Origin of the sequence: Pseudomonas sp. PDM26, assembly GCF_019219185.1 — a bacterium.
Lineage (GTDB): Bacteria > Pseudomonadota > Gammaproteobacteria > Pseudomonadales > Pseudomonadaceae > Aquipseudomonas.
The window spans coordinates 304,864-327,798 of the sequence record NZ_JAHUWC010000008.1 but is presented as its reverse complement, the minus strand read 5'-3'; the positions used below and the strand labels follow the sequence as shown (position 1 = coordinate 327,798).

The 22,935-nt window shown below is 61.6% G+C and carries 24 protein-coding genes and 2 pseudogenes; 7 read left to right on the top strand and 19 right to left on the bottom strand.

The annotated features are described in order from the left end of the window. Positions 1-310 precede the first annotated feature (310 nt). The 17 genes and pseudogenes from KW849_RS17900 to KW849_RS17820 all read right to left on the bottom strand — a co-directional run bounded on the left by KW849_RS17900 (position 311) and on the right by KW849_RS17820 (position 12,964). Positions 311-634, bottom strand: coding sequence for a DUF6124 family protein (locus KW849_RS17900; RefSeq protein WP_218430628.1), 324 nt, complete (start codon positions 632-634; stop codon positions 311-313). 505 nt (positions 635-1,139) lie between these two features. After that, positions 1,140-1,679, bottom strand: coding sequence for a type II secretion system GspH family protein (locus KW849_RS17895; protein WP_218430627.1), 540 nt, complete (start codon positions 1,677-1,679; stop codon positions 1,140-1,142). Further along, complete coding sequence (locus tag KW849_RS17890) at positions 1,654-2,028, bottom strand: type II secretion system protein (RefSeq protein ID WP_218430626.1); 375 nt, start codon at positions 2,026-2,028, stop codon at positions 1,654-1,656. Before KW849_RS17890 ends, KW849_RS17895 begins: the two co-directional genes overlap by 26 nt. A gap of 4 nt (positions 2,029-2,032) precedes the next feature. After that, positions 2,033-2,506 (bottom strand): type II secretion system protein, encoded by a 474-nt coding sequence (locus tag KW849_RS17885; protein WP_218430625.1) that lies wholly within the window; start codon positions 2,504-2,506, stop codon positions 2,033-2,035. Between the two features lie 2 nt (positions 2,507-2,508). Next, a complete protein-coding gene (locus KW849_RS17880; protein ID WP_218430624.1) occupies positions 2,509-4,335 on the bottom strand; it encodes a secretin N-terminal domain-containing protein in 1,827 nt (608 codons plus the stop codon). Continuing rightward, positions 4,332-4,850, bottom strand: coding sequence for a hypothetical protein (locus KW849_RS17875; RefSeq protein WP_218430623.1), 519 nt, complete (start codon positions 4,848-4,850; stop codon positions 4,332-4,334). Before KW849_RS17875 ends, KW849_RS17880 begins: the two co-directional genes overlap by 4 nt. After that, positions 4,850-5,398 (bottom strand): pilus assembly protein PilO, encoded by a 549-nt coding sequence (locus KW849_RS17870; protein ID WP_108218005.1) that lies wholly within the window; start codon positions 5,396-5,398, stop codon positions 4,850-4,852. Before KW849_RS17870 ends, KW849_RS17875 begins: the two co-directional genes overlap by 1 nt. Next, on the bottom strand, positions 5,385-5,930 hold the full coding sequence (locus tag KW849_RS17865; RefSeq protein ID WP_218430622.1) for a PilN domain-containing protein: 546 nt from the start codon (positions 5,928-5,930) through the stop codon (positions 5,385-5,387). The genes KW849_RS17870 and KW849_RS17865 overlap by 14 nt, the downstream gene beginning before the upstream one ends. 1 nt (position 5,931) lies before the next feature. Then, positions 5,932-6,735: a hypothetical protein gene (locus KW849_RS17860; protein WP_218430621.1), complete on the bottom strand. Its 804-nt coding sequence runs from the start codon at positions 6,733-6,735 to the stop codon at positions 5,932-5,934. Beyond that, a complete protein-coding gene (locus KW849_RS17855; protein ID WP_218430620.1) occupies positions 6,716-8,422 on the bottom strand; it encodes a GspE/PulE family protein in 1,707 nt (568 codons plus the stop codon). The genes KW849_RS17860 and KW849_RS17855 overlap by 20 nt, the downstream gene beginning before the upstream one ends. 84 nt (positions 8,423-8,506) lie before the next feature. Then, positions 8,507-9,040, bottom strand: a complete 534-nt coding sequence (locus tag KW849_RS17850) for a response regulator (RefSeq protein ID WP_218430619.1) — start codon at positions 9,038-9,040, stop codon at positions 8,507-8,509. A 222-nt stretch (positions 9,041-9,262) separates the two neighbouring features. After that, on the bottom strand, positions 9,263-9,415 hold the full coding sequence (locus KW849_RS17845; RefSeq protein ID WP_218430618.1) for a hypothetical protein: 153 nt from the start codon (positions 9,413-9,415) through the stop codon (positions 9,263-9,265). 13 nt (positions 9,416-9,428) lie between these two features. Next, entirely contained in the window at positions 9,429-10,712 is a 1,284-nt protein-coding gene (locus tag KW849_RS17840) for an ABC transporter substrate-binding protein (RefSeq protein ID WP_218430617.1), read from the bottom strand. Positions 10,713-10,721: 9 nt separating this feature from the next. After that, positions 10,722-11,024 (bottom strand): annotated as a pseudogene (locus tag KW849_RS17835) (SCO family protein); the annotation flags it as partial. 2 nt (positions 11,025-11,026) lie between these two features. After that, complete coding sequence (locus KW849_RS17830) at positions 11,027-11,683, bottom strand: SCO family protein (protein WP_218430616.1); 657 nt, start codon at positions 11,681-11,683, stop codon at positions 11,027-11,029. Between the two features lie 42 nt (positions 11,684-11,725). Then, positions 11,726-12,004, bottom strand: a pseudogene (locus tag KW849_RS17825) (hypothetical protein); the annotation flags it as partial. Between the two features lie 351 nt (positions 12,005-12,355). Further along, on the bottom strand, positions 12,356-12,964 hold the full coding sequence (locus KW849_RS17820) for a lytic transglycosylase domain-containing protein (RefSeq protein WP_218430614.1): 609 nt from the start codon (positions 12,962-12,964) through the stop codon (positions 12,356-12,358). A 194-nt stretch (positions 12,965-13,158) separates the two neighbouring features. Here KW849_RS17820 and gspG point away from each other — a divergent pair, with 194 nt between their 5' ends. From gspG to KW849_RS31390, 3 genes are all read left to right on the top strand, one after another. Then, positions 13,159-13,593, top strand: coding sequence for a type II secretion system major pseudopilin GspG (gene gspG / locus KW849_RS17815; RefSeq protein ID WP_218430613.1), 435 nt, complete (start codon positions 13,159-13,161; stop codon positions 13,591-13,593). A 14-nt stretch (positions 13,594-13,607) separates the two neighbouring features. Next, positions 13,608-14,795: a type II secretion system F family protein gene (locus KW849_RS17810; protein WP_218430612.1), complete on the top strand. Its 1,188-nt coding sequence runs from the start codon at positions 13,608-13,610 to the stop codon at positions 14,793-14,795. Between the two features lie 155 nt (positions 14,796-14,950). Beyond that, positions 14,951-15,559, top strand: a complete 609-nt coding sequence (locus KW849_RS31390; protein WP_256357261.1) for a hypothetical protein — start codon at positions 14,951-14,953, stop codon at positions 15,557-15,559. A 190-nt stretch (positions 15,560-15,749) separates the two neighbouring features. Here the strand turns inward: KW849_RS31390 and KW849_RS17795 are convergent, their stop codons facing one another. Next, entirely contained in the window at positions 15,750-16,646 is an 897-nt protein-coding gene (locus tag KW849_RS17795) for a LysR family transcriptional regulator (RefSeq protein WP_218430609.1), read from the bottom strand. Positions 16,647-16,876: 230 nt separating this feature from the next. On the opposite strand from KW849_RS17795, the gene KW849_RS17790 reads away from it, so the two are divergent. Together KW849_RS17790 and KW849_RS17785 are read left to right on the top strand one after the other, a co-directional pair. After that, positions 16,877-17,896 carry an alpha/beta hydrolase gene (locus KW849_RS17790; RefSeq protein WP_218430608.1) on the top strand — a complete coding sequence of 340 codons (1,020 nt, stop codon included), beginning with the start codon at positions 16,877-16,879 and terminating at the stop codon, positions 17,894-17,896. A 234-nt stretch (positions 17,897-18,130) separates the two neighbouring features. Then, on the top strand, positions 18,131-19,558 hold the full coding sequence (locus KW849_RS17785; RefSeq protein ID WP_218430607.1) for a mechanosensitive ion channel family protein: 1,428 nt from the start codon (positions 18,131-18,133) through the stop codon (positions 19,556-19,558). On the opposite strand, the gene KW849_RS17780 is transcribed toward KW849_RS17785, so the two are convergent. Next, positions 19,559-20,458, bottom strand: coding sequence for an AraC family transcriptional regulator (locus tag KW849_RS17780; RefSeq protein ID WP_256357260.1), 900 nt, complete (start codon positions 20,456-20,458; stop codon positions 19,559-19,561). A gap of 97 nt (positions 20,459-20,555) precedes the next feature. Between KW849_RS17780 and KW849_RS17775 the strand changes: the two genes are divergently transcribed. Together KW849_RS17775 and KW849_RS17770 are read left to right on the top strand one after the other, a co-directional pair. Continuing rightward, positions 20,556-21,473: a LysR family transcriptional regulator gene (locus tag KW849_RS17775; protein WP_218430606.1), complete on the top strand. Its 918-nt coding sequence runs from the start codon at positions 20,556-20,558 to the stop codon at positions 21,471-21,473. A gap of 185 nt (positions 21,474-21,658) precedes the next feature. After that, positions 21,659-22,699 (top strand): AraC family transcriptional regulator, encoded by a 1,041-nt coding sequence (locus KW849_RS17770; protein ID WP_218430605.1) that lies wholly within the window; start codon positions 21,659-21,661, stop codon positions 22,697-22,699. Positions 22,700-22,935: the final 236 nt, after the last annotated feature.

Below are 22,935 nucleotides of genomic sequence, written 5' to 3'. Positions count from 1 at the left end.
GGCGACTGTGGTCGAAGAAGGTGCGCAGGGTGGTGCTCATGGTCAGGCCTTCCTGGTCTGTGGGGGGACGTGCAGGAAAGGCGGTGCTTTCACCCGAGTCCTGGGGGGTGAAAGCTTTCAAGAAGCGGGCAAGGTTTGAAATAGGACGTTTCCGAGGCGTGCGTAGGAAGCATCCAGTAGCCGGGTGCACTTGATTCCGTAAGAATTTTTTCAGCCCGGCCAGTGCGACGCGAGCTTCTTTGGCAGCGCTAAAGCTTTGGGGACGGGCGTGTGGCGAGGAAGCCGGTTCCTGCGCCACAAGGTTAAGTGCTTAATCCAGCGGAGCGACGTTATCCAGTGCGCGGTTGACTGCCAGGTCTGCCAGCATGATCACCTGCTGGATGCCCAACAACATGCTGCGCTGCGGGCCGTCCAGGAAGGTGGCGAAATCGCTGGCCATGACGCTTGCTGAAGCCAGTGATTCGCAGGCGTGGGCCAACAGGCTTTCGGTGTCGATGTCGGGTGCAATGACGAACATCGTGCTGGGATTGTGCGGTGCGTTGTTTTTGAGGATGGCGGGTTTGAGGTGCAGACCGGATGCACGTTGAGTTGTAGCAGTTTCTGATTCGGGGGGATTGGGTGTGGGTTTGACCATGACGAAACTCCTTGATTGATGGAGCCACCACGATTCGCTGCGAAACGAAGAAGGTGGCAGCCATACGCGGGTTCGCAGACCGGGAATCAAGGAACCCGGCAGACCCGAAAGCCTCCCGCGCACAGCCGCCATAACACAAAGCAGTGGGCGAACAAAAAGCGCCAACTGCAAGGAAACGGTGGCGCTGAGCGCCTTGATTAACCTGGGCTGCGAAACCCGGTCGCTGAATTTGCAGCGACCCGGCAACGATAGAGTCAGAGTCCAAGGCCCACAAGACGGCGGATTCTGGCGTAGTTGTAGGCAACGACGCAAGGCGGTGTAGCTTCACTCCTGGTCCTACAGTCGCCTCTGACATCCACAAATTCCTGTGGTGTGAGCCAAAGGATTATCGTTGGTTGTAAGGCCGCCATCGCGAGCAGGCTCGCTCCTACAGTTGGGCTGGGTACATCTGAAAGAAATGTGTCGGCTGCCAGGCCGCCTTCGCGAGCAAGCTCATGAAGGCGGTTCAAGGCTGCAATGCCTGAGGCGCGGTGGACGGGTCTTTTGGCGGCCCGCCGGTATCTTCGAGGGAGACTTTCTCGGCCACGAACTGCCAGTCCTTGTAGCTGGCCATGCCGTTGAAGTCCGACCACTCGCTGGGAAAATTCACCTGCTTGAGCGGCTTCTCTGTGGACGGGCAGTACACACCGCTGATCCGTCCGTCGATACCGCGTATCAGCTCCCATTCGCCACCTGTCATCGGTTCCGGGTACAACCGCCGGATATGGTGCCTGGCCGACGGGAAACGCTCGTCCTGCAACAGGTCCGCCAGTTCTTTCGGGTACTGGGCCACACCGGGCGAACTGCGGTAATAGCTGCGCAGCGCCTGGGCATATTGCGTACCGGCCCAGAGCAACTGGTTTTCGCGATCGCGGCGCGCAGCGGTGGCCCACAACTCGCCGGCACTGGCCAGACCCAGGCCCATCACGACGATCAGAAACAGCACACCCAGGTAGGTAAAGCCATCCTGACCCGATGGCCTACCACTCGGAATAAAGGCTGCCATCTCGCGCCCTCCCGCTGGCCCCACTCTTGATATCGGCAACCCCGCCCGCCACGCCATCCGGTGGCGCGACGATGACCCAGGTGTCCTTGCGCTCGGAAATCGGGTCCAGCGGCTGGCTTCGCAGATAGCGCAATTCGACCAGCTGTTCGATGGAATCGGGATAATGCCCGGTGTCTCCATAGTAGTGATCCAGCGCCTCGCGCATGGTCGACAGGCTCTGGTGCAAGGTGGTCTCTTTGGAGGCCTCCAGGCTGTTGAAGTAGCGTGGCAAGGCGATCGTCATCAGGGTCGCGATGATTGCCATGACCACCATCAGTTCAATGAGGGTAAAACCCTTTGGCCGACGCATAGGCTCACCACTCTCGGTAGGCGATACCGTTGAGACCCTTGCCCCGGGCCTTGGAGTAAACGTCAAAGACGTCCTGGCCCTCCCGCGGGTTCTCAGCGGAACTGTCATAGGAACGCAGGCCCCAGCCGCCCTCGTCGTCACGCTTGACGGTTGCCAGCGGGTCATGGGGGATACGCCGCAGGAAGTAGAACTTGGCACCCTTGGCGCTGCGCACGTCACGCACACCCTCGACCAGCACTTTCAGGTTTGGCGGGTAGCCGTTGCTGTCGAGCGACTTCTCGATGTAGCCGGCGTCGAAGGCACGCTTGTAGGCATCGATGCCATCGCGGATCTGGTACAGCGCTGTCCGCAATTCCTGCTCTTTGCCCCGGCGCACCACCGTCTCGGTCAGCGGTGCGGCCATGCCGGCCAGCAGGCTGACCAGGGCGAGCGTCACCACGACTTCGATCAGACTGAAACCGCGATGTGAGGCGTTCATGATCAAGGCTTCCCAACAGTAACGGTGGTGGCGATCGGTGCGCTCATGGGGTTGGTCTGAACCGTCGTGCTCATCGAGCGGTCCGGTGCCTGGATGTGCATGCTGGTTTCGGTACCGGTCGGGAATTCCATGTCCGATGGGCTCTGGTACGGCAGGTTGCGCACGATCCGCGGGGTGATCGACAGTACCAGTTCGGACTTGCTGACATCGTCCTTGTTGCTGCCGAACAGGCGACCCAGGCCGGGAATGTCGCCAAGGCCCGGGATCTTGTTGCCGGTGGCGCCGTGGTCGTTGCGCACCAGCCCGGCGAGGATCTGGGTTTCGCCGTCATGCAGACGCAAGGTGGTCTGGGCGTTGCGGGTATCGACCTGGACCGGAACGGTGCCCTGAGCGGTCGGCGTCAGCGGCGTGGCGTTACTGACTTCCAGCGCGATCTTGATCGCCACTTCGTTGTTCAGGTGCACGATGGGTTGCACTTCGAGCTTGAGACCGACGTCGAGGTAGGTCACGCTTTCGGTGATCACCGGCCCCTGGGTCGAAGGCACCGAGGTGGCGCTGATGATTGGCACGCGCTGACCGATGTGGATACGCGCCTGTTCGCGGTTACTCACCCGGATCACCGGGCTGGCGAGGGTGTTGACGTCTTTGTCCTGGGCGTTGATCTGAGCCTGCGGCGATGGCGAGATGGTAATCCGGCCGGAGTTGATGCCTTTGAGTTGATCGAGAATGGTCACTGGCGAGCCATCGGTGTTGACCACACCGAAGGTGTTGGGCCATTGCAGGCCAAGGTCGAGAATGCGTTGGCGGGCGACTTCCATCACTTCCACTTCCAGCACCACTTCCGGATTGGACTGATCCTGGGATTGCAGGAGCTTTTCCGCCATGCGCACCGCGTCACCGGTATCGCGCATGGTCAGGGTATTGAGGCGCTCGTCAACGAACACATCGCGGGTCTTGAGCATGGTCTTGATCATATTCAACGCCGTGTTGGCATCGATGCTGGTCAGGTAGAAGGTGCGCATCACCAGCTCCTGATAATCCTTGATCTTCTGTGGCGAGTCCGGGTAGATCAGCAAGGTGTTTTCATTCACCACTTTCTGATGCAGCTGGTTCTGTTGCAGCAACAGCTCCACGGCGTCTTCGATACGTACCTCACGCACGAAGATGGTGGCTTTCATGTCCGGGCGCAGGTCCTTGTCGAAGATGAAGTTCAGGCCGGCGACCTGGGACAGCACTTCGAAAATGGTTTTGAGGTTGGCGTCGCGAAACTCCAGGGTCACCGGCCGGTCCAGACGCGTGCGCAGCTGCGGGTACGGCACCACGTTGCGGCTCTGCACCAGGCGGATGCTGTCTTGCAGTTCCAGGGCGCCGTCGTTCTTCGGGTCCAGTTCGAGAATCTGTTTGACCTGGCGGTCGGCACCGTAGATGTCACCGCGACGCAGGTCGCCACGGGCCAGTTCGAGTTTCTCGTCCATGCTGCGCAGGTAGTCGAGTTGGCGCAGGGAGTCCTGGGCACGGCGGTTGTTCGGTTCAATGTTCAAGACCCGACTGTAAGTCATGCGGGCCCCGGCGAAATTACGCTGGGCGCGGTCCATGTCGGCCTGGGCCAGCAACGCCTTCACGGCGAGGGCCCGTCCGCTGTTGAGAGCCATGTGCAAATCGGTATCGCGAGGGTTTTCACGCAATCCCTGTTCGATGCGAGCCAGACCGGCTTCGTATTGGCCGGATTCCATCAGGGTGGAAGCTTCGTCCTTGGCAATCTCTGCCGAACTGCACGCGGCCAGCCCTGCACAGAGACACAGGCTCATCAGCAAACGGGATTTGTTCATTCCGTACTCCCCACAGGCAAGGTCTGCGATACATGCAGAGGCAGGTAAACCAAGCTCAGTTCCACATCGGAAATCCGCTCGATCCGCCAGGTTTCGTCGATCACATCCCCTTTGCGCACGACGTAGATTTTTTCGCCGTTCTGCAAAAACACCTGCAGATCGGAACGGTCATCCAGCCTGCCGACAAACTGGAAGGGCAACGGCGGTGCAGTGGGGACTTGCACCACCGGAGCCACGACGGCCGGTTGTTCAGTGACTGTGCCGGGGGCCGGCTCCGCTTTCCAGCTGCGGGCGGCGAACAAATCGCCTGCCGGGCTCAGGTCCTTGATCGGCACTTGCGCCGCGGCGCTCGATGCAGTCGCCGATGCGCCAGGGGCCTTGTCCTTGGCTGGCGTGGTCACGGTGGTCACCACAGGGTCACTGTCGTCAGCCTGTTTGAAGTATTCGGGGAACCAGGCCAGCGCTGCCGCTACAGCGAAGAACGCGACCCAACCCACCACTCGCTTGGTATTCATCATGACCTCGACAGGTAAAGGGTCATGCGGATCCGCCCGGTCAGTTCGGTATCGGCGATTTTCTTGCGCTGAAACTCCACATCCTCCAGTACCACCGCCGGCAACTGGCCGAGCAAGGCATGCAGGAAACGCCGCAGTTGCGGATAGCTGCCACGTACCGGCAGCAGAATCTGATAACGGGCCAGGTGTGTCTTGGGGTCCACGCCCAGGGAATATTCACCCCGGGACAAGGTGATGCGTTCCTGGGCAGCCAGGGCATAGATCTTGTCGATGGCCACGGTGGCCTGAGGCTGGGACGGCAACTTGCTGCGGAAATCGTCGAGCTGACGCTGCGGCACCACCGGTGCCGCCACGGTGCCGTCTTCGACCTTGGCCAGATACTCGGTAGCCTCGCGAGTCTGCTGGCTAAGGCTTTGCAACGACTCCCAGTCCGGCAGCAACCCGACCAGGCCATAGCTCAGCGCCAACACCAGCATGGCCAACCCTGCCAGCCCCGGAACGCCCAGGCCTTGCAGGTATTCGTGGACGATCAATTTATGGATTTGCATCGCCGATCTCCCAGGTAGCCGACAGGTTGAACTGCACCGGGTGTTCCGGCACGTTGGCGACAATTTCGTGGCTCAGCAGCGACACGTCTGACAACTCGTCGCTGGCTTCGAGACGGCGGTGGAAATCGAGCATGGCGTCCAGGTCCAGCGCCTCGGCGCTGATCCGCACCTGGCCTTTGCGGGCATCCGGGGTCAGGGTCAGCAGGGCAATGTTGTCCCGCTGCATGGCTTCGAGGGTGGCGAACAAACGTTCCCAGGGACGGCGCAACTGCTGGGAGACCTTGCGCATTTCGGCCAGGTTCTGCGCCTGCTCGCGGATTTGCGCCGGCGTCAGGCTGAGCTTGCTGCCGGTATCGCCAGTGAGCACCCGCTGTGTGGTTTGCAGGTGGCCTTGCTGTTGTTCGGCCTCGTTGCTCAGATGCTGTTGCACCAAGGCGCAAGTCAGGGTCAGCACCACGCCACCGGCCAGCAGGCTCCAGCCCAAGGGACCTGAACGGCGCCGCGGCTGGAAGTCGAGCATCAGGGGGCGCATGTCAGGCCACCGCCCGAGACATGACGTACAGGCAATCGCGTACGGCCGTCCGGTCTTCTTCGAGGTTGCGCAGATGCACACCGGGCACGTCGGGAGGCGAATCGATGCGCGCCGGTGCATGCAGGTAGACATTCAACGGTCGTTTGCTCGAGCAAGCCTGCAACTGGTTTTCACGGCCGATCAGCGCCGTCAGCGCGGCATCGCTGTCGCTGCTGCCCACCGAACGCACCGAGGTCCAGCGCCCTTCCCGGGCCAGCAGCAACACGCTGCGTACCGGTTCGGCGACCACGAACAGGAAGTCACCGGCCTCAAAGCTTTTATCGAAATGGTTGAACGCCGCCATCAGGTACGGCTGCACCGAACGCAGGCGCAATCCGCGCGCGCTGACCAGGGTGCGCAGGCGTTCGAGCAAGTCCTGGGGCAGCGCGGTGGCGATGCGGTCGTAACCGGCGGGCTCAGGCGAGAGCACCAGGCTCCAGGGTTGCGTCGGGGCACCGTAGAGGTCTTCGAAACACAGTTGGGCGAAGCCGAGCAATTCGGCCGGGCTGCTGATCTGCTCACTCCAGGGCACCAGGCAATAGCGGCTGAAGTGCCCGGAGATCACCACGGTCAGTTCCGCCCTGGCAACGGTGTGATCGGCCAGCAAATGGTCGAGGGTGTCGAGCGCCACCGTCCAGGCCTGGAAGCCTTCGTCGATGTAGCCGACGCTGCCCAGCCAACGGATTGCACTGCCTTGCCGTTGCCCCAGGCCAACACCGCTGGCGCCGAGCACGGCGACGAATCGCTCACGAGACAAAAGTGACACGATTGATCTCCTCGAGCGTGGTCCGGCCTTGTTCCACCATCTCCAGCGCCGACTCGCGCAACAGGCGCAAGCCACGTTTGCAGGCATGGGCCTTGATTTTCGAAATGGGTTGGCGCTCGACGATCATTTGCCGCAGTTCGTCGTCCAGGTGCAGCAGCTCGGCAATCGCGCTACGCCCGCGATAACCGGTGCCCCGGCAATGCCCGCAGCCCTTGCCGTGGACGAACCGGTAATGAGCGACCTTTTGTCGATCAAGCCCCGAGACCTCCAGCTCTTCTTCTGTCGGGCTGTAAGGGCTGCTGCAACTGGTGCAGACCAGGCGGATCAACCGCTGGGCCAGCACGGCATTGAGTGCCGAGACCAGGCTGTAGGGATCGATTTCCATCTGGGTGAAACGGCCGATCACGTCGAACACGTTGTTGGCGTGGATGGTGGTGAACACCAGGTGACCGGTGAGCGCCGATTGCACAGCGATCTGTGCGGTATCCGGGTCACGGATTTCACCGACCATGATCTTGTCCGGGTCATGGCGCAGGATCGAGCGCAGACCCCGGGCGAACGTCAGGCCTTTCTTCTCGTTGACGGGGATTTGCAGCACGCCCGGCAGTTGATACTCCACCGGGTCTTCGATGGTGATGATCTTGTCCACGCCGTGGTTGATCTCGGTGATCATCGCGTACAGGGTGGTGGTCTTGCCGCTACCGGTAGGCCCGGTCACCAGCACCATGCCATAGGGTTCGGCGGCCAGCCGGCGCAGCTGGCGCAGGGTTTCTTCTTCAAAACCCAGGGCCTGCAATTGCACGCCACAGACCTTGTCGGCGAGGTCTTGTTTGTCGAGCACCCGCAGCACTGCGTCTTCGCCGAAAATGCTCGGCATGATCGACACCCGGAAGTCGATCTGCCGGCCACTGATGCCGATCTTGAAGCGGCCATCCTGAGGCACGCGTTTTTCGCCGATATCCAGTTCGGCCATGATCTTGACCCGGGAAATCACCTGCTCGGCGAACTCGTTGCCCTGGATCTTGCTGATGTTGTTGAGCACGCCGTCGATCCGGTACTTGATGACCAGACCGCTGCCGGTGGTGCCGAGGTGGATGTCGCTGGCGTGCATTTTCAGCGCATCGTACAGGGTCGAGTTGACCAGTTTGACCACCACGCTGGAATCTTCGCTGATGCTGGTCAGGGACAGGCTTTGCAGGTTATCGATTTCTACGCCGGCGTCGCTCTGGGCGTTGAGCGACTCCACCGCATGGAAGCTCTCTTCGTGACGCGCCAGGTAGGCCTTCAGGTCATCGGCATGCACCAGGTACAGCGGCGCGCCTTGCAGGCATTCATCGATCCAGGCCAGACGCGCACTGTCGAAGGGGTCGGCGAACACACCGATGACCGCATCGTTATGACGCAGCAGGATGAATTCGCGCTTGAGGCATTGGGCCAGGGTCACCCGGTCGAACACCGGCGTGGATTTGAACAGGCTGTCGGTGTCGAGCACCGGATAATGCAAGGTGATGCCCAGGCACTGGATGAAGGGCATGGGAGCCAGTTCACTCAACGCTGCGAGGGCATCGAGCATGCGCTCGCCGGAACTGGTCGCCAGGGCTCGGGCCTGGGCCAGTTGTTCACTGGTGAAGCGAGTCGGTACGCATTCCGGTTGCGCCGGTTCTACGGCAAGGGATAAACGGTCCATGGCTTGCTCTCCAACGCCCGGGGCTTTGAGCCCTGTCGGCGCGGCGAGCCATTTCGGCGGAGGCCGGAACGTCCTGTCGCGCCACTACTCCCCGGTGAGCAATTGTTCGTCGTCTTGTGCCATGGAGGCCGATGTGTTTTTTCGGCGATCTGCAAGCACCCAACTACCGTCGTACAACTGCAGCGGGAAACTTTCGGTCTTGCTCTGGCGTCGTTCGACGAATCCTTTGCAAGTGCTCACACCCGATTTGGGGTCGCGCCGCCTGCCCAGAAGATCAAGCACTGCACGGGCCAACTCCGCCAATGGAAAGGGTTTGAACAGGATATGGCTGACTCCCATTAGCCGGGCTCGTTCGCAGACTTCCGCGGTGGGATGTCCTGTGATCAGCACAAAATGACAAATCCTGTTCTGGCGGATGGTATCGAGCACCTGAAAGCCTTCCATATCGGGCAAGCGGTAATCGAACACCATCACATCCGGTGCGAAATCGTCGGCTTCAGCGATTCCTTGCGCACCGTCGTGGGCAATCCGGACTTCCAGCGCTTGCGCCTGCAGGTAACCCTGGAGGTTTTCCGCCAGCAACTGTTCGTCATCAACAACCAGTACTTTGTTTAACAAGGTGGACTCCTTGAAACCTCAGGTCCGGGTTTGAACCTGGCTGAGTGCACGCCTTGACAGGGCTTATGCACACTTCACGCCAGGCTGGACACCGGTTATTTCAGGTCTTCATGTCCTTGAATTCAAAGACAATGCCTTCTTGTACAGCCATTCCATCCCCCAAAAATGGGGAAAGCGACCGGATTGGCATTGTCGTTTTTTCCCCAATGTTGGGGAAATCCCCTATTCATCGTCAATTCGCTCGATTCGATTGCGCGAGCGCAATGGCGCCAATGAATTCGTCCCGGTTAAGCGTAGTCGCGCGGCGTCGACAGTGGAAGCGTCTGCACCGGGCAGCCACAGCGGCAGCAGGACCAGCAAACTGTTGTACTTCATGATCGGCCTCCGGTCAGGGCGTTGCAGCAACGGGTTTATAGGGGGCGACCAGATAGAAACGCTGGCCCGGCAGATCCACCGTGACGATATGGGCACCGCTCAAGCCCTGGCGCCGGCCAGGACCAAAGCTGATCAGTGGCGTCAGCCCGGTATCGAAGTCATGCAGGCCTTCCAGGGCACTGACCAGTTTCTCGCGGCTGGCATCCCGCCCGGCCTGCTTCATGCCTTCGCTGAGCAGCATCATCGAGCTGAACGCGCCCACTTGCAGCACCGTGTGCTGGCCGCCGAGGCCCTGGTGTTCGCGTAACCGGGTCAGGGCCTGGCGCCCGGCCAGGGTCCAGTCGCTGGGCACGAACGGATAGGCCAGGAACACCCGCCGGGAAAATCCCTCGGGCACCTGCATCAGATTGCCCGCCACCTGGTCCGAGGCGGCGAACAGGTAAGGCACCTGCCCCGCCGTTTGCAAGCGCTCGGCCAGACGACTGAAGTCGCTGCCGCTGCCCAGGTAAAATACCGAGCGCGAGCCCAAGGGCAAATCATCCCTGGTCGGGTCGTAGGCTTGCAGACGCACCTTTTGCCAGGCGTGCCCCCGCAAGTACTGGCTGAGCTCCTGCGCCGCCAGCCGTTGGCCGGAGTCGTCCGGATAGGCGATCAGCGTCGGCCCCTGCAGCACCCGCAGGCTGGCACCGGCGTACTCGGCCAAGGCGATCAATTGCTCGCGAAGCCCCGGCAGCGGTTCGAATATCTGCCGGCTGGTGTGGGGCGTGCCCTGCAAGGACAGCGGCCCGATCAGGGGGATGCCGGCCCGCTCCAGACGCACGGCAAGGTCCACGTCCAATGCCGGCGCCAGCGGTGCGATCAGGGCAAATACCTGTTCTTCATCGATCAACCGGTCCAGCGCCTTTTCGGCACTGGCGCGGTCGGTACCGGGGTCGAGGATGGTCAGGCGCAACTGCCGGCCATGAATTCCGCCCGCCTCGTTGATACGCGCCACGTAGCCGTTAAGCACCGCCGCCACTGTGGCGCCCTCCTCGCTCAATGGCCCGGTGGCCGGCAACAACGTGCCCAGGTACAGACTGTCGGGGGTCAGGCCCGGGTCGCGGTCTTGGGTCAAGCGCTTGGCCGGCAGCACCGTGTTCGATGCGCCGCCCCAGGCCATGTTCGGCTCACCGCTGGCCGAAACGCCTTCGCGGTACAACCGCTTGCCGGCACTTTCGCTGAGACTCAGCGGCAGCGCCTGGGCACTGAGCGCGATGCTGCCCAAAAGCAGCAGGCCAAGGACGAGGGCAGTATTCATGGCCGTAGCTCAGCGACCGGCCACGGGCATTGTCAGCCACTGCAAGCGCTGGGCAATGGCGGCTGCCGGAGCATCGGGACGGATTTTACTCCTGCGCTTGTTCGCCACGTCACCGACGATCGACTGGGTGGAGTGTTGCTCGGGGGGCGGCACGATCTGGCCGATGCGCCCCAGGACAAGGTCCATTTGCGCCTTGTCGTCGGTAAGAAAAAACCAGTGGGGCTCATCGACGCCCTGTTTCAAGGTGTAAGCCTTGAATACCGCCGGGGTGTCCCGCAGCGGATCACTGGTAAGGGAAATAAAGGTGATGCCTCTCATGGCTGATGCTCCATGGCGATGGCGGTGTGCTTGGCGTGGGCGTTGCGTTCACCACTGAGTTTCTCGACGGCCCGGGCCAGCTCCGTCGGGTCGGTGAAACCGTAGTAGCGGGTCCAGAAGCGGTTGTTGCCGTCCCCCACCAGAATCAGCGGCGAGTGGTTCTCGACATCTGCGCTGTAAGCGCCCAGGCCCATGAGGGTGACAGTGACCGACTGCGGCGAACCGGTCAGCCAGCTCCAGCCCGGCCCCTGCTGGAAGGTGCGGGCGTAGTCGTTCAGGCGTTGGGGATCATCACGCTGCGGGTCGATGCTGATCGACACCAGTTGCACCTCGGTGCCAACCCGCGCGCCCAACTGTTTCTGCACCTTGCCCATGATCGAGGACACCACCGGGCAGACCGTAGTGCAGCTGGTGTAGATGAAGCCCATGACCACGATGTTGTTGCTCACCAGGTCTTTTTCCAGGCTGACGACCTTGCCGTTCTGGTCCAGCAGGGTCACGTCGGCAAACTTGATCCGGGCGGTCTCCGGGCTGGCCATTTTGGCCGCCATTTCCTGCCCGGGGTGCTCGTCCGCTGAGTGAGCCAGCGCCTGGCCGATACCGAAGGCCAACAGACCGAACGTCAGCAGGCCGCGATGCGCGAATCGGTTCATGTCAGCTTCCTCTCAGTGGGTATCGCCGGGAATGCCCCGAACACCCGGCGCGACGCCAGACAAGGGTTGACCGGAGGCTTTGTCCGTCACTCGAAATTGCACGTCGGCAATGCCGCCCTCACGCAGTACACCGTCCTTGGGCAGGGGCTTTACATCGAGGGCCACCGAAATCCCGTCACGTTCCAGCGTCCGGTCGCTCCAGGTGTCAGGCAAGGTGATTTCGTTGAGCGCAGTCGGGGGCGCGGTCCGCCATACCCCGAACCCGATCAAGGCCATCCCGAGAATCACCGAACTGCCAGCGAATGTGGTGGTCCTGTCCATAACAACAATCCTCTTTACCGATCTGTTCCTGCCTTGCCCAACCCTTGTAGGAGGTCTGCGGGTTCTGCAGATTGATGGTCAGGCAATCGCCGGCAGCCGCCCGCAGCAAATTGATCAAGGACGAAGCGTGGGAGATGCCGATCCTGGACTCGGGCCTCGCTGCGGGTTATCGGGGAACTCTTCTCGATAAATCGTCCGGAGCAATCCGCGTGCCACAAAAAATCACATTATTAATCAGTTGGTTATGATCACGACTTGATAAGCCGGGGGGATATTCCCCACCCAATCCCCCATTTTCTCGCCAGGGCCACCATTCCCCACTATTGGGGAAAACCATCCACGGGGTTTCGATCACAGCGGCGCATCCGCGGACAACCCCTGTAAACGCCGATAGTGGTTCAGCACATTGGGCACATAACGCTGGGTTTCGGCGAACGGCGGGATCCTGTTGCCCCGGCTGAGCACCGCTTGCGGGCCGGCGTTGTAGGCGGCCACGGCGAGGCGGATATCGTTGTCGAACATCGTCATCAGGCGCTTGAGATAGCGGGCGCCACCCTGGATGTTCGCCTTGGGGTCGTAGGCGTTGGTCACACCCATTTCACGGGCGATTCTGGGCATCAACTGCATCAGTCCGCGAGCGCCCTTGGGTGAGGTCGCGCGTGCGTTGTAGCCGGATTCGGTCTTGATCACTGCGTGCAGCAGCGCCGCCGGTAGTTCGTTGGCCGTGGCCGCCGCCGACACCAGCTCGGCGTAGGGTTGCGCGGCGATCATCTGCGGCTGCTGGTCGAGACTGACGAGCGCCGCATCGGGTTCATGGATCACCCGTTCATAGTGGCGTCCGGGGCGGTGGACATTGGACAGGACATAGTTGCCCTTGGCGTCCAGGGAAACGAACACATCAGCCTGTGCAGCACCAGCGAGCGCGAGTAATCCGAGCAATCCTGCGGTGATGGCTTTCATTGTTTTGCCTCCCCTGCCTGGCCCCGAAAAATGGGGGTATTGCCCCAATGGCCGGTAGTAAAATAGCTATACGCAAGCACCGTGCCGTAAGTGAAAGGCCCGTAGCACAGGGGGTGCGGAAGGATGTCCAGTCATGAGCATGGCAATTGCATGCGCCTGTATAGAGACTCTGCTGTCGACTGTGGGAGGTCATCATGAATCAGCATCTGGGCTATGCCCGGCGCCCCCAAAGCGGGTTCACCCTGCTCGAACTGTTGGTGGTACTGGTAGTGCTGGGACTGTTGGCCGGCATCGTGGCGCCGAAGTACTTCGCCCAACTGGGCCGTTCCGAAGTGAAAGTGGCCAAGGCGCAAATAGAAGGCTTGGGCAAAGCCCTGGACCTTTATCGCCTGGAGGTCGGCCACTACCCGTCGACCGAACAGGGCTTGCAGGCGCTGGTCACAGCCCCAACCGATGAGCCGCGCTGGACCGGCCCGTACCTGCAGAAAAAAATCCCGCAAGACCCCTGGGGCCACAACTACAACTATCGCTATCCCGGTGAAAACAGCGAGTACGACCTGTTGTCCCTGGGCAAGGACGGACAGCCCGGCGGCGAAGGCGAGAACGCCGAAGTCACCAACTGGAACTGACGGGAAAGGCGACCATGCGCTTTCATCTCAAAGCCGTTGGCAAGGCCGGTGTCGTCTCAATGACCATCGAGGCGCCGGGGCACAGCGAAGCCAGGCGCATCGCCGAAGACCAGGGCCTGCGAGTCGTCAGCCTGCACGCCGAGCGACATTGGCGGGCCTTGCGCCTGCACAAGCGCGAGACCTTCAACCTGGTATTGTTCAGCCAGGAACTGACCACTTTGCTCAACGCCGGGCTGCCGTTGATCGATGCGCTGGAAAGCCTGGCGGAAAAGGAAAACGCGCCACAAGCCCGCAAGACCCTGAGCGAGCTGGTGCGCTTGCTGTACGAGGGCAAATCGTTTTCCCAGGCCTTGGGGCAGCTATCGGCGGTTTTCCCGCCTTTGTACGTGGCGCTGGTGCAGTCCAGTGAGAAGACCGGCGCCGTGGGCGATGCCCTGGGCCGGTATGTCAGCTATCGCCAGCGCATGGACGAGGTTCGCCAGAAGATCGTCAGCGCATCGATCTACCCCATGCTGTTGCTGGTGGTGGGAGGTGGCGTGGTGTTGTTTTTGATGGGCTACGTCGTACCGCGCTTCAGCCTGGTATTCGAAGGGTTGGGGTCGAACCTGCCGTGGATGTCGCAGATCCTGATGAGCAGCGGCATGTTCCTGCACACCCACCAGGGCGAATTCTTCGGTGGCCTGCTGGCCATCATCGTCGCCCTCGCCCTGCTCCAGCGCCAACCGGCCTTTCGTCGGGGGCTGGACCGCCTGATCGAAAAACTCCCCGCGGTGCACCAGCGCATCTTCATGTATGAGCTGGCGCGCTTCTACCGTTCGCTAGGCATACTGCTGCAAGGCGGCATTCCCCTGGTCACCGCCATGGGCATGGTCCGTGGCTTGCTCAGCGTCGCCTCCCGCGCGCGTCTGGACCAGGCCTGCGACCGGGTGCGCGAGGGGCAATCGCTTTCTACCGCGCTGGAACTCAATCACCTGGTGACTCCGGTATCCCTGCGCCTGCTGCGCGCCGGCGAACAGTCCGGCAACCTCGGGCAGATGATGGAGCGCAGCGCCGACTTCTACGACGAAGAAATCGGCCGCTGGATCGAATGGTTCGTGCGGCTGTTCGAACCTCTGCTCATGACCTTCATCGGCCTGTTGATCGGGGTGATCGTGATCCTGATGTACATCCCGATTTTTGAACTGGCCTCGAGCATTCACTGACCTGATGGAGCAGGGCCGCGCTACCCGTTGCATCTTTTCAATCTCCCATTGAATAAACCAGTCCGTCGAGGTGTTTAACAAGTTCCCATGGGAAAAAAGCAGCACATAGCAATGTTCATCCACGTTCCAATCTGAACAAGAAGACGGAGAACGACATGCTCATCAATAAGCTTTTACTGGCAGTAGCTATTGGCGCGGTTCTGTCGGCGTCTACCGTATTGATTCCGGACAGCCTGTCCGGGGTATCCAGTGCTCAGGCCAAGGATGGGGGTAGTGGCGGTGGCGGTGGCGGAAGTGGTGGTGGAGGTAGTGGCGGCGGTGGCGGTAGTGGTGGTGGTGGCGGCGGTAGTGGTGGTGGTGGCGGCGGTAGTGGTGGTGGTGGCGGCGGTAGTGGCGGCGGTGGCGGCAGTCACGGTGGCAGCGGCCATAGTGGCGACCATGGCAGCAACAGCGGTCATGGCAGTGCCAACAGCGGTTCGAGCCACTCCGGAACGGCCTCGTCCTCAGGACGCAGCGGCACCCATGATGAACCTGGGGATGATCGCGGTGTCCATGCCAACGGCGAACCCGGCGATGACCGTGGCGTCCATGCCAATGGCGAACCCGGCGATGACCGTGGCGTCCATGCCAATGGCGAACCCGGCGATGACCGTGGCGTCCATGCCAATGGCGAACCCGGCGATGACCGCGGCGTCCATGCCAATGGCGAGCCCGGCGATGACCGCGGCGTCCATGCCGAACCCGGCGATGACAAAAGGACCTGATTCCCACTGACTCCCATACAACACAAAACCCTGTGGGAGTGAGCTGTGGCGAGGGGGCTTGCCCCCGTTGGGCTGCGAAGCAGCCCCAAAATTTCCGATGTATCGAAGATCTTGTGAGTGCTGCGCACTCAAACGGGGGCAAGCCCCCTCGCCACAGCTCGCTCACACAGTGGTTTGTGTGAACTGTGCCTTACAACCCACCCTCAAGCCGATCCAGCCGTTCGCGCAAGAACTCAACCAGCGCCTGCACCGGCCGTGAACTCTGCCGGTGTTGCGGATAGACCGCAGACAATGTCAGCGGCTCCGGCCTGAAATCCTCCAGCACTTCCACCAGCCTTCCATCCTTCAACGCCGTACCGACAATGAACGTCGGCAAATAGGTGATCCCCAGCCCGGCGATCGCTGCGTCCTTGAGCAGTTCACCGTTGTTGACCCGCATCCGCCCGCTGACATTGACGCTCAATGGCTTGCCCTGCCCCGCAAAACGCCATTGCACCTGACGACCATGGCCGTACGGCAGGCAGTCGTGTCCGTGCAAATCCTCAGGCTTGAGCGGCGTGCCGCGTTCGACCAGGTACGCGGGGCTTGCGCAGTACACCCGTTCAATGGAGGCAATGCGTCGGGCGATCAGCGTCGAGTCTTCCAGTGTGCCAATGCGCAATGCCAGGTCGTAACCTTCACCGAGCAAATCCACAGGGCGATCACTCAAATCCATCTCCACCGTCACATCGCGATAGCGCTGCAAAAACACCGGCAACAGACACCCCAGATGCGCCAGTGCGAACGACAGCGGCGCACTCACACGAATGGTCCCCCGTGGCTCGGTGGTCTGGCCGGCGATGCCCTGCTCCACTTGTTCGACTTCGCTGAGCAGGCGCAAGGCTGACTCGTAATAGCTTTGCCCCAGCGGCGTGACATCCAGTCGCCGGGTCGAGCGATTGAGCAAGCGCACGCCCAGGCGCTCTTCGAGTTGCATCAAGCGGCGGCTGACAAACTGCTTGGACAGGCCCAGTTGATCGGCGGCAGCCGTGAAACTGCCGGAGTCCATCACCTGGCAAAAAATACGCATATCTTCGAAGGGGTTCATTGTCACTTTCCGGTTGACAGTCAAACACTTTATAGCCGCTTTTTCTCTTCCAGGCACCCTATTAATCTGTGTTCACGGTGTTGAATTCACCCTTACATGCAGGCGCTGCCGAAGGCTCGGGCCGCGTTCGGACGATCTTTTGATCCAGCGCTTCGAAACGGCCAGAAAGATCGCAGCCTTCGGCAGCTCCCACCTAACCGCGTACACCCACGATCAAAAAGGAATTGACCATGAACCTCGTCCAGAAAACCCTGACTGCATCCCTCCTCGCCCTCGCCGTCGGCAACGCTTTTGCCGCGGGCACCCCCGGTGTCGAACACAACACCCAGGCCTTCCTAGAAGCCCTCGCCGCCGGTGGTGGCAAACCGCTTGAACAACTGAGCCCGGAAGACGCCCGTGCGGTGCTGACCGGTGCCCAGGCGTCAGTGAAGGTTGACCTGTCCGGTGTGGAAGTCAGCGACAAGGCGATCAAGGTTGACGGTCAGACGATCAACCTCAAAGTGGTGCGCCCGGCCAAGGTCAAAGGTGAATTGCCGGTGTTCATGTTCTTCCACGGTGGCGGTTGGGTACTGGGGGATTTCCCGACTCACCAACGCCTGATTCGTGACCTGGTGGTGGGTTCCGGCGCGGTCGCGGTGTACGTCGACTACACGCCGTCGCCGCAAGCGCATTACCCGACCGCGATCAACCAGGCCTACGCCGCGACCCGCTGGGTGGCCGAGCATGGCAAAGAGATCGGCGTCGATGGTCAGCGCCTGGCAGTGGCCGGCAACAGCGTCGGCGGCAACATGGCGGCGGTCGTGGCCTTGATGGCCAAGGAGCAAAAAGCCCCGGCCCTGCGTTTCCAACTACTGATGTGGCCGGTGACCAACGCACAGTTCGATACCGCGTCGTACCAGCAATTTTCCGAAGGCCATTTCCTCACCCAAAACATGATGAGGTGGTTCTGGGACAACTACACCACCGACGCTGGCGAACGTGCGCAGACTCATGCCTCGCCACTCAACGCCAGCACCGAACAGCTCAAGGGCCTGCCGGCCGCACTGGTGCAGACCGCCGAATTCGACGTACTGCGTGACGAAGGCGAAGGTTATGCCCGCCACCTCGATGCGGCGGGCGTGCCGGTGACCTCGGTCCGCTACAACGGCATGATCCACGACTTCGGCCTGCTCAACCCGCTGAGCCAGATTCCCGAAGTGAAAGCAGCGGTGCGCCAGGCTGCGCTGGAGCTCAAGGTTCATTTGCAGTGAGACCGACCAGAATCGCCACACAGCAATGTATGGCGATTTTTTGTGAGCACCGAGATACCTGTGGCGAGGGAGCTTGTCGGAACGCCGCACCGTCCCGCTGGGCTACGTAGCGGCCCCAAAATCCTCGCAGTCAATGCCGGTTTTGTGAGTGCTACGCACTCAAGCGGGAGCAAGCTCCCTCGCCACAAATAGCACTCTCCACCTGCGCGACCTCATTTCTGCCGGAGCATCCCCATGTCCTTTCTCCTCGGTCACCTGCTCTCCCTGAGCACCCTGCTGCTGGCCATCGATGCCCTGCTCTGGCACCTGGCGCCATTCAAGCATCGCGTCAGCCGGGTCGGTGTGCGTCTGGCGCTGTTTGTGCTGTTCAGCGCGGTGATCATCAACGCCGGCGTCAGCCCGTTGCAGGCGCCATTGTTTGCCGATGATCGCGTGGCGCAACTCGGGGCTACGGCGCTGGGAATACTGTGGTGGTTGTACGCCGCGCGGGTGCTGACCGAAGTGATCGGTCTGGTCCTGATGCGACGCATCGGCCACAGCGGCCGGCTGTTGCAGGATGTCATCGGCGCTCTGGTGTTCCTGGTTGCCGTCGTCGCCGCCGCCGGCTACGTGCTGGAGTTGCCGGTGAAAGGTCTGCTGGCGACCTCCGGCGTCGTCGCCATCGTGGTGGGTCTGGCATTGCAGAGCACTTTGAGCGACGTATTCTCCGGTATCGTGCTCAACACCACCAAGCCCTATCAGGTCGATGACTGGGTCTCCATCGACGGTGTCGAAGGCAAGGTGCTGGACATCGACTGGCGCGCCACCCACCTGCTGACCAGTGCCGGCAGCACCGCTGTGGTGCCGAACTCGGTGGCGGCCAAGGCGAAGATCGTCAACCTCAGCCGCCCGACCAACCTGCACGGCGTGTCGATCAGCATTCAGGTGCCCAACCACATCCGCCCGCGTCGGGTACTCGATGCCCTGGACCGCACCCTTCAGGGCAGCAGCAGTCTGCTGCTCAACCCACCGCCCAAGGCCGTGCTCAAGGAGGCCGGCGAAACCATGTCCGAATACGTGGCCAGCGGCTTCATCGCCGAACTGGGCAAAAAGGGCGAAGTGCGCAATCAACTGTTCGACCTGGCCCATCGGCACCTCGAAGCAGCAGGCATTTCCCGGCAGCCCGATGGCGTGATCGAGCCGTCGACCCGCGCACGGGCCTTGCTCGATGAAGTGAAAATCTTCCGTTCCCTGAGCGCCGAGGAACGTGATCGTCTGGCCCGGAACATGGTGGCACAGCAATACGCGGCCGGTGAGGTGGTGCTGGATCTGGAGGAAGTGCCGGACAGTTTGTTCATCATCGCCACCGGCGTGGTCAGCGCCACTGTCCCCGACGGCAGCACGCAGATCGAAGCCGGACGCATGGGGCCGAGTGAAGTCATGGGCGAACAGAGCATTCTTGCCGACACGCCGTCCCAGGCACGGTTCACCGCTCTGACCTCAAGCATCATTTACCGCCTCGACAAATCCCTGACCCGCAGTTGCATGGAGCAACGCCGTGAAGTCGACCGGGCGTTGAACAAGCTGCAAGCGGTGCGCCAGCAGAACAGCCGGATGGCATTGATGGCCAAACCGGTGGCGGTCAAGAAAGGTGGTTTTTTGAGCTGGTTGCAAAATCGTTGATCAAGGCGCGAGCCTGGTCCGGGCGGCGTTCCGACGAAGGCGACCTGCTGGCCGACCAGATACATCACAGAGGCGAAACTGCTTGGGCGTAATCCCGAACTGCTTGCGAAACGCCCGAATGAAATTACTCGGCTGCCGATACCCCAACCGCTCGGCAATCCGCTCAATCGGCTGATCACCTGCCGTCAACCAGTGCCGCGCCAACTCCAGACTGTCACTGCGGGTATGTTGCGCCGCAGCAGTCTGCCAGTGCCGCAACATGCTCTGATGCAAAAACCCATTGGCCCCCGACAACGGCTCATCGAGACTGGCCGCTGGCAGGCTCAAACACGGATGCGACCCCTCCAGCACCTCAATACCAACGCCACGCAACCACTGCCCGGCAGCCTGTTGCGGCGTCACGCGAACGGCCACAAACACCTGCGCCGGTGCTCGTCCCAGGCGTCGGGCGATGTTGCGCACCAACGTCAGGGTCGCCGCATCGAGACCGAAAAAATGCGGCTGTTGACCGGCACCGCGCAAGTGCAGGTGGGCCTGCCCGTCACCCGCCTCCAGTTCCGCCACCAGGTAGTTGGTCACCCGCGGCAGGAAATCGATGAAGCACGCCAGGCTCGCACGCAAGGTCGCTGCGGAGTCCAGCAGAATGTTCAGACCTCGCAGCGTGGTGGTCGCCATACCGTTGACCAGTTCGCAGCCAAACGATGCGCCCGCACCCGCACGCTCGCATTCATTCCACAGGCGTTCGACCAGATGCGCGGGCACCTGCAGGTCCTGACCTTCGAGCAACGACAGGCAGATACCGGCCCGTTGCAGCAGTTGGTCCTGGCACAGGCCGGACTGCCGGGCATGGCTGAGAATGGTGCGGGTGAAGGCGCTGGAAATGAACGGTTGGCTGGTCATGGCAGGTTACGGCGAGAGGACAGGCGTGTACTTATGCCAGCCTCTGTGTTATCGATCCAATGCATTAAAAGTATCCACTGAATGCAGGAGACGCATGATGGACCTACGACAGCTCCGCCACCTTGTCGCCCTGGCCGATTACCGCAACTTCGGGCGCGCCGCCGAGGCGATCAATCTCAGCCAACCGGCCTTCAGTCGCAGCATCCAGACCCTGGAGCGCGACCTCGACTGCGTGCTGGTGGAGCGCAGCAGCCGCGAATTGCGCCTGACCGGTCAAGGCGAACTGGTGCTGCAACATGCCCGGCGCCTGCTCGCCGGCAGCCAGGCCCTGCACAACGAACTGACGCAATACAACGGCCTGACCGGTGGCGAGCTGCGCTTCGGCTGCGGTCCGTATCCGGCCCAGGTGCTGGTGCCCGAGGCGCTGGCGGAATTCATTCAGGCTCACCCGGCGGTCCGGATCAGTTTCCACCAGGGCGACTGGGAACAACTGGCGGTCTGGCTTCGTGAGCAGCAGATCGAATTCCTCGTGGCTGACGCGCGGTACTTCACCGGCGACCCGCAATACCAGGTACAGCTGTTGCGCCCCCGGCACGGGTGGTTCTTTTGCCGTGTCGGTCATCCCCTGGCGCAGCAGCAGAATCTGTCCCTGCGCGCCCTGCTCGACTACGCGGTGGTCGGCACGCGAATACCGCCGATGATCCGCAAGATCCTCGCCGACGTGCAGGGCGAAGCGGACTTCAATCCGAGCGTGGAATGCGCGCAGTTCGACGCCATCCGCCGCGTGGTGATGCGCTCCGACGCGGTGGGCATCGCCACCGTGGAGGCCTTGGCCGAACTGGTCGACCAGGACCTGGTCCGCCTGCTGGAATTTGCCGATGTACCCAAGGAGGATCCCGGCCTGCAATTGCACTACGGCATCGTCAGCCGCGCCGGCCACTCCCTGACACCCGCCGCGCTGGCGATGGTCGATGCGGTGTTGACGGTCGACCGGCGCTTGCTGGCGTCGAATTAGGCGCACCTGAACTACACACGATCCCACAGAGTTTGGTGTCACCTCGAAATAACGCACCTGCCAATCGGCGTGGGGCGATTCGAGCAAGGCATCGAGCTGGCGTAAATCAAGCATGGTCTTGCTCCGGCAAATCGCTTAACGTCGGCCAGCCTGACCCGTGTTCCGCAACAAGCTGTGAGCCCTGCATGACAAAAAGCGATCAGCCGCTGCACGACCAAACGATACCCAACGCGTTCTACGCGCCGACCCTGTTGCCGGCCATCGAAGAGTTGCTGGCCCGCGGTGTGGACCGCGAACGCATCGAAGGCCTGTTGCGACGCAGCCTGTTCGAGTTGCGCACGCCATTCATGCGCATTCCGCTGTTCATGTCGCGGCGTTTCTGGGCGTTTGCCCTGGAACAGACCGGAGACCCGCTGATCGGCCTGGCGGCCGGTCGGCGATTCGTTTCCACCGCCACCAATGGCCTGACGTACCTGTTCGACGTGGCCGATTCACTGGACAGCGCCTGCCAGTATTTCGTGCGTTTCTTTCCGTTTTTCAACGGGCACTTCCAGGCCCGGATCGTGTGCGGCGACGACCGCGTCGAATTACACCTGCTCGACCGCGGCAGCGTGAAAACCAGCGCGTCAACCGCCGATTACATCCTCATCAGCCTGTGCAGCATGTTGCGGAGCAAATTCCTCGCCAGCGGCCTGGAGCGTGATCCGGTTCTGGGCGTCGGGCTGGCCGGTGCCTGCACGGCCAATCCGCAGGAACATGAACAAGCCTTTCGCGCACCGGTGCAATGGGGGCAGGCGCAGCACTCGATCCGCCTCGATCCACAGCTGTTCGTGACCCCGTTGACGCCGGGCAATCATGAACTGGAACTCATGCTGGTCGAACTGCTGGAGCAGACCCGACGCAACAGCGAACCGACCTTGTTGGAGCAAGTCTGCGACTATTTGATCACCGACCTCGCCGAGGCCAACTGGCAGCGATTCTGCACCACCCGGCATTTGCTCGAGCGCACCGCCGCCCGACGCTTGAAGGCGTTGGGCTGGAGTTTTTCCGAGTTGCTCGACGAATACCGCCGCTACCGGACCGAAGACTTTTTGCAGGGGACAGGCCTGGAGCTGGTGGAGATTTCCGACCGCCTGGGCTATAGCGACGTGCAAAGCTTCAACCGTGCATGCCTGCGCTGGCTGGGGTGCGCGCCGGGCGCCTGGCGAACCCGGCAAGATCAATGAACAACCACGTTTGTGCGACGCCCTGCTGATCCAGGCCCAACAACATCATGTTCATGGACTGCACCATGGACTCCTGTCCACCGATCCTCGGCTAGACCGCCGAAATGCCCGCGGTGTATCAGGCACTTGACCAGTAGGTTGTTGGACATTTTTTAACACTGGGTTTACGCCATTCGTGCGTGAGAACTGGCGACCTCTGTTAAAAATGGTCATCAAGACGGCGACTCAAACCTGAC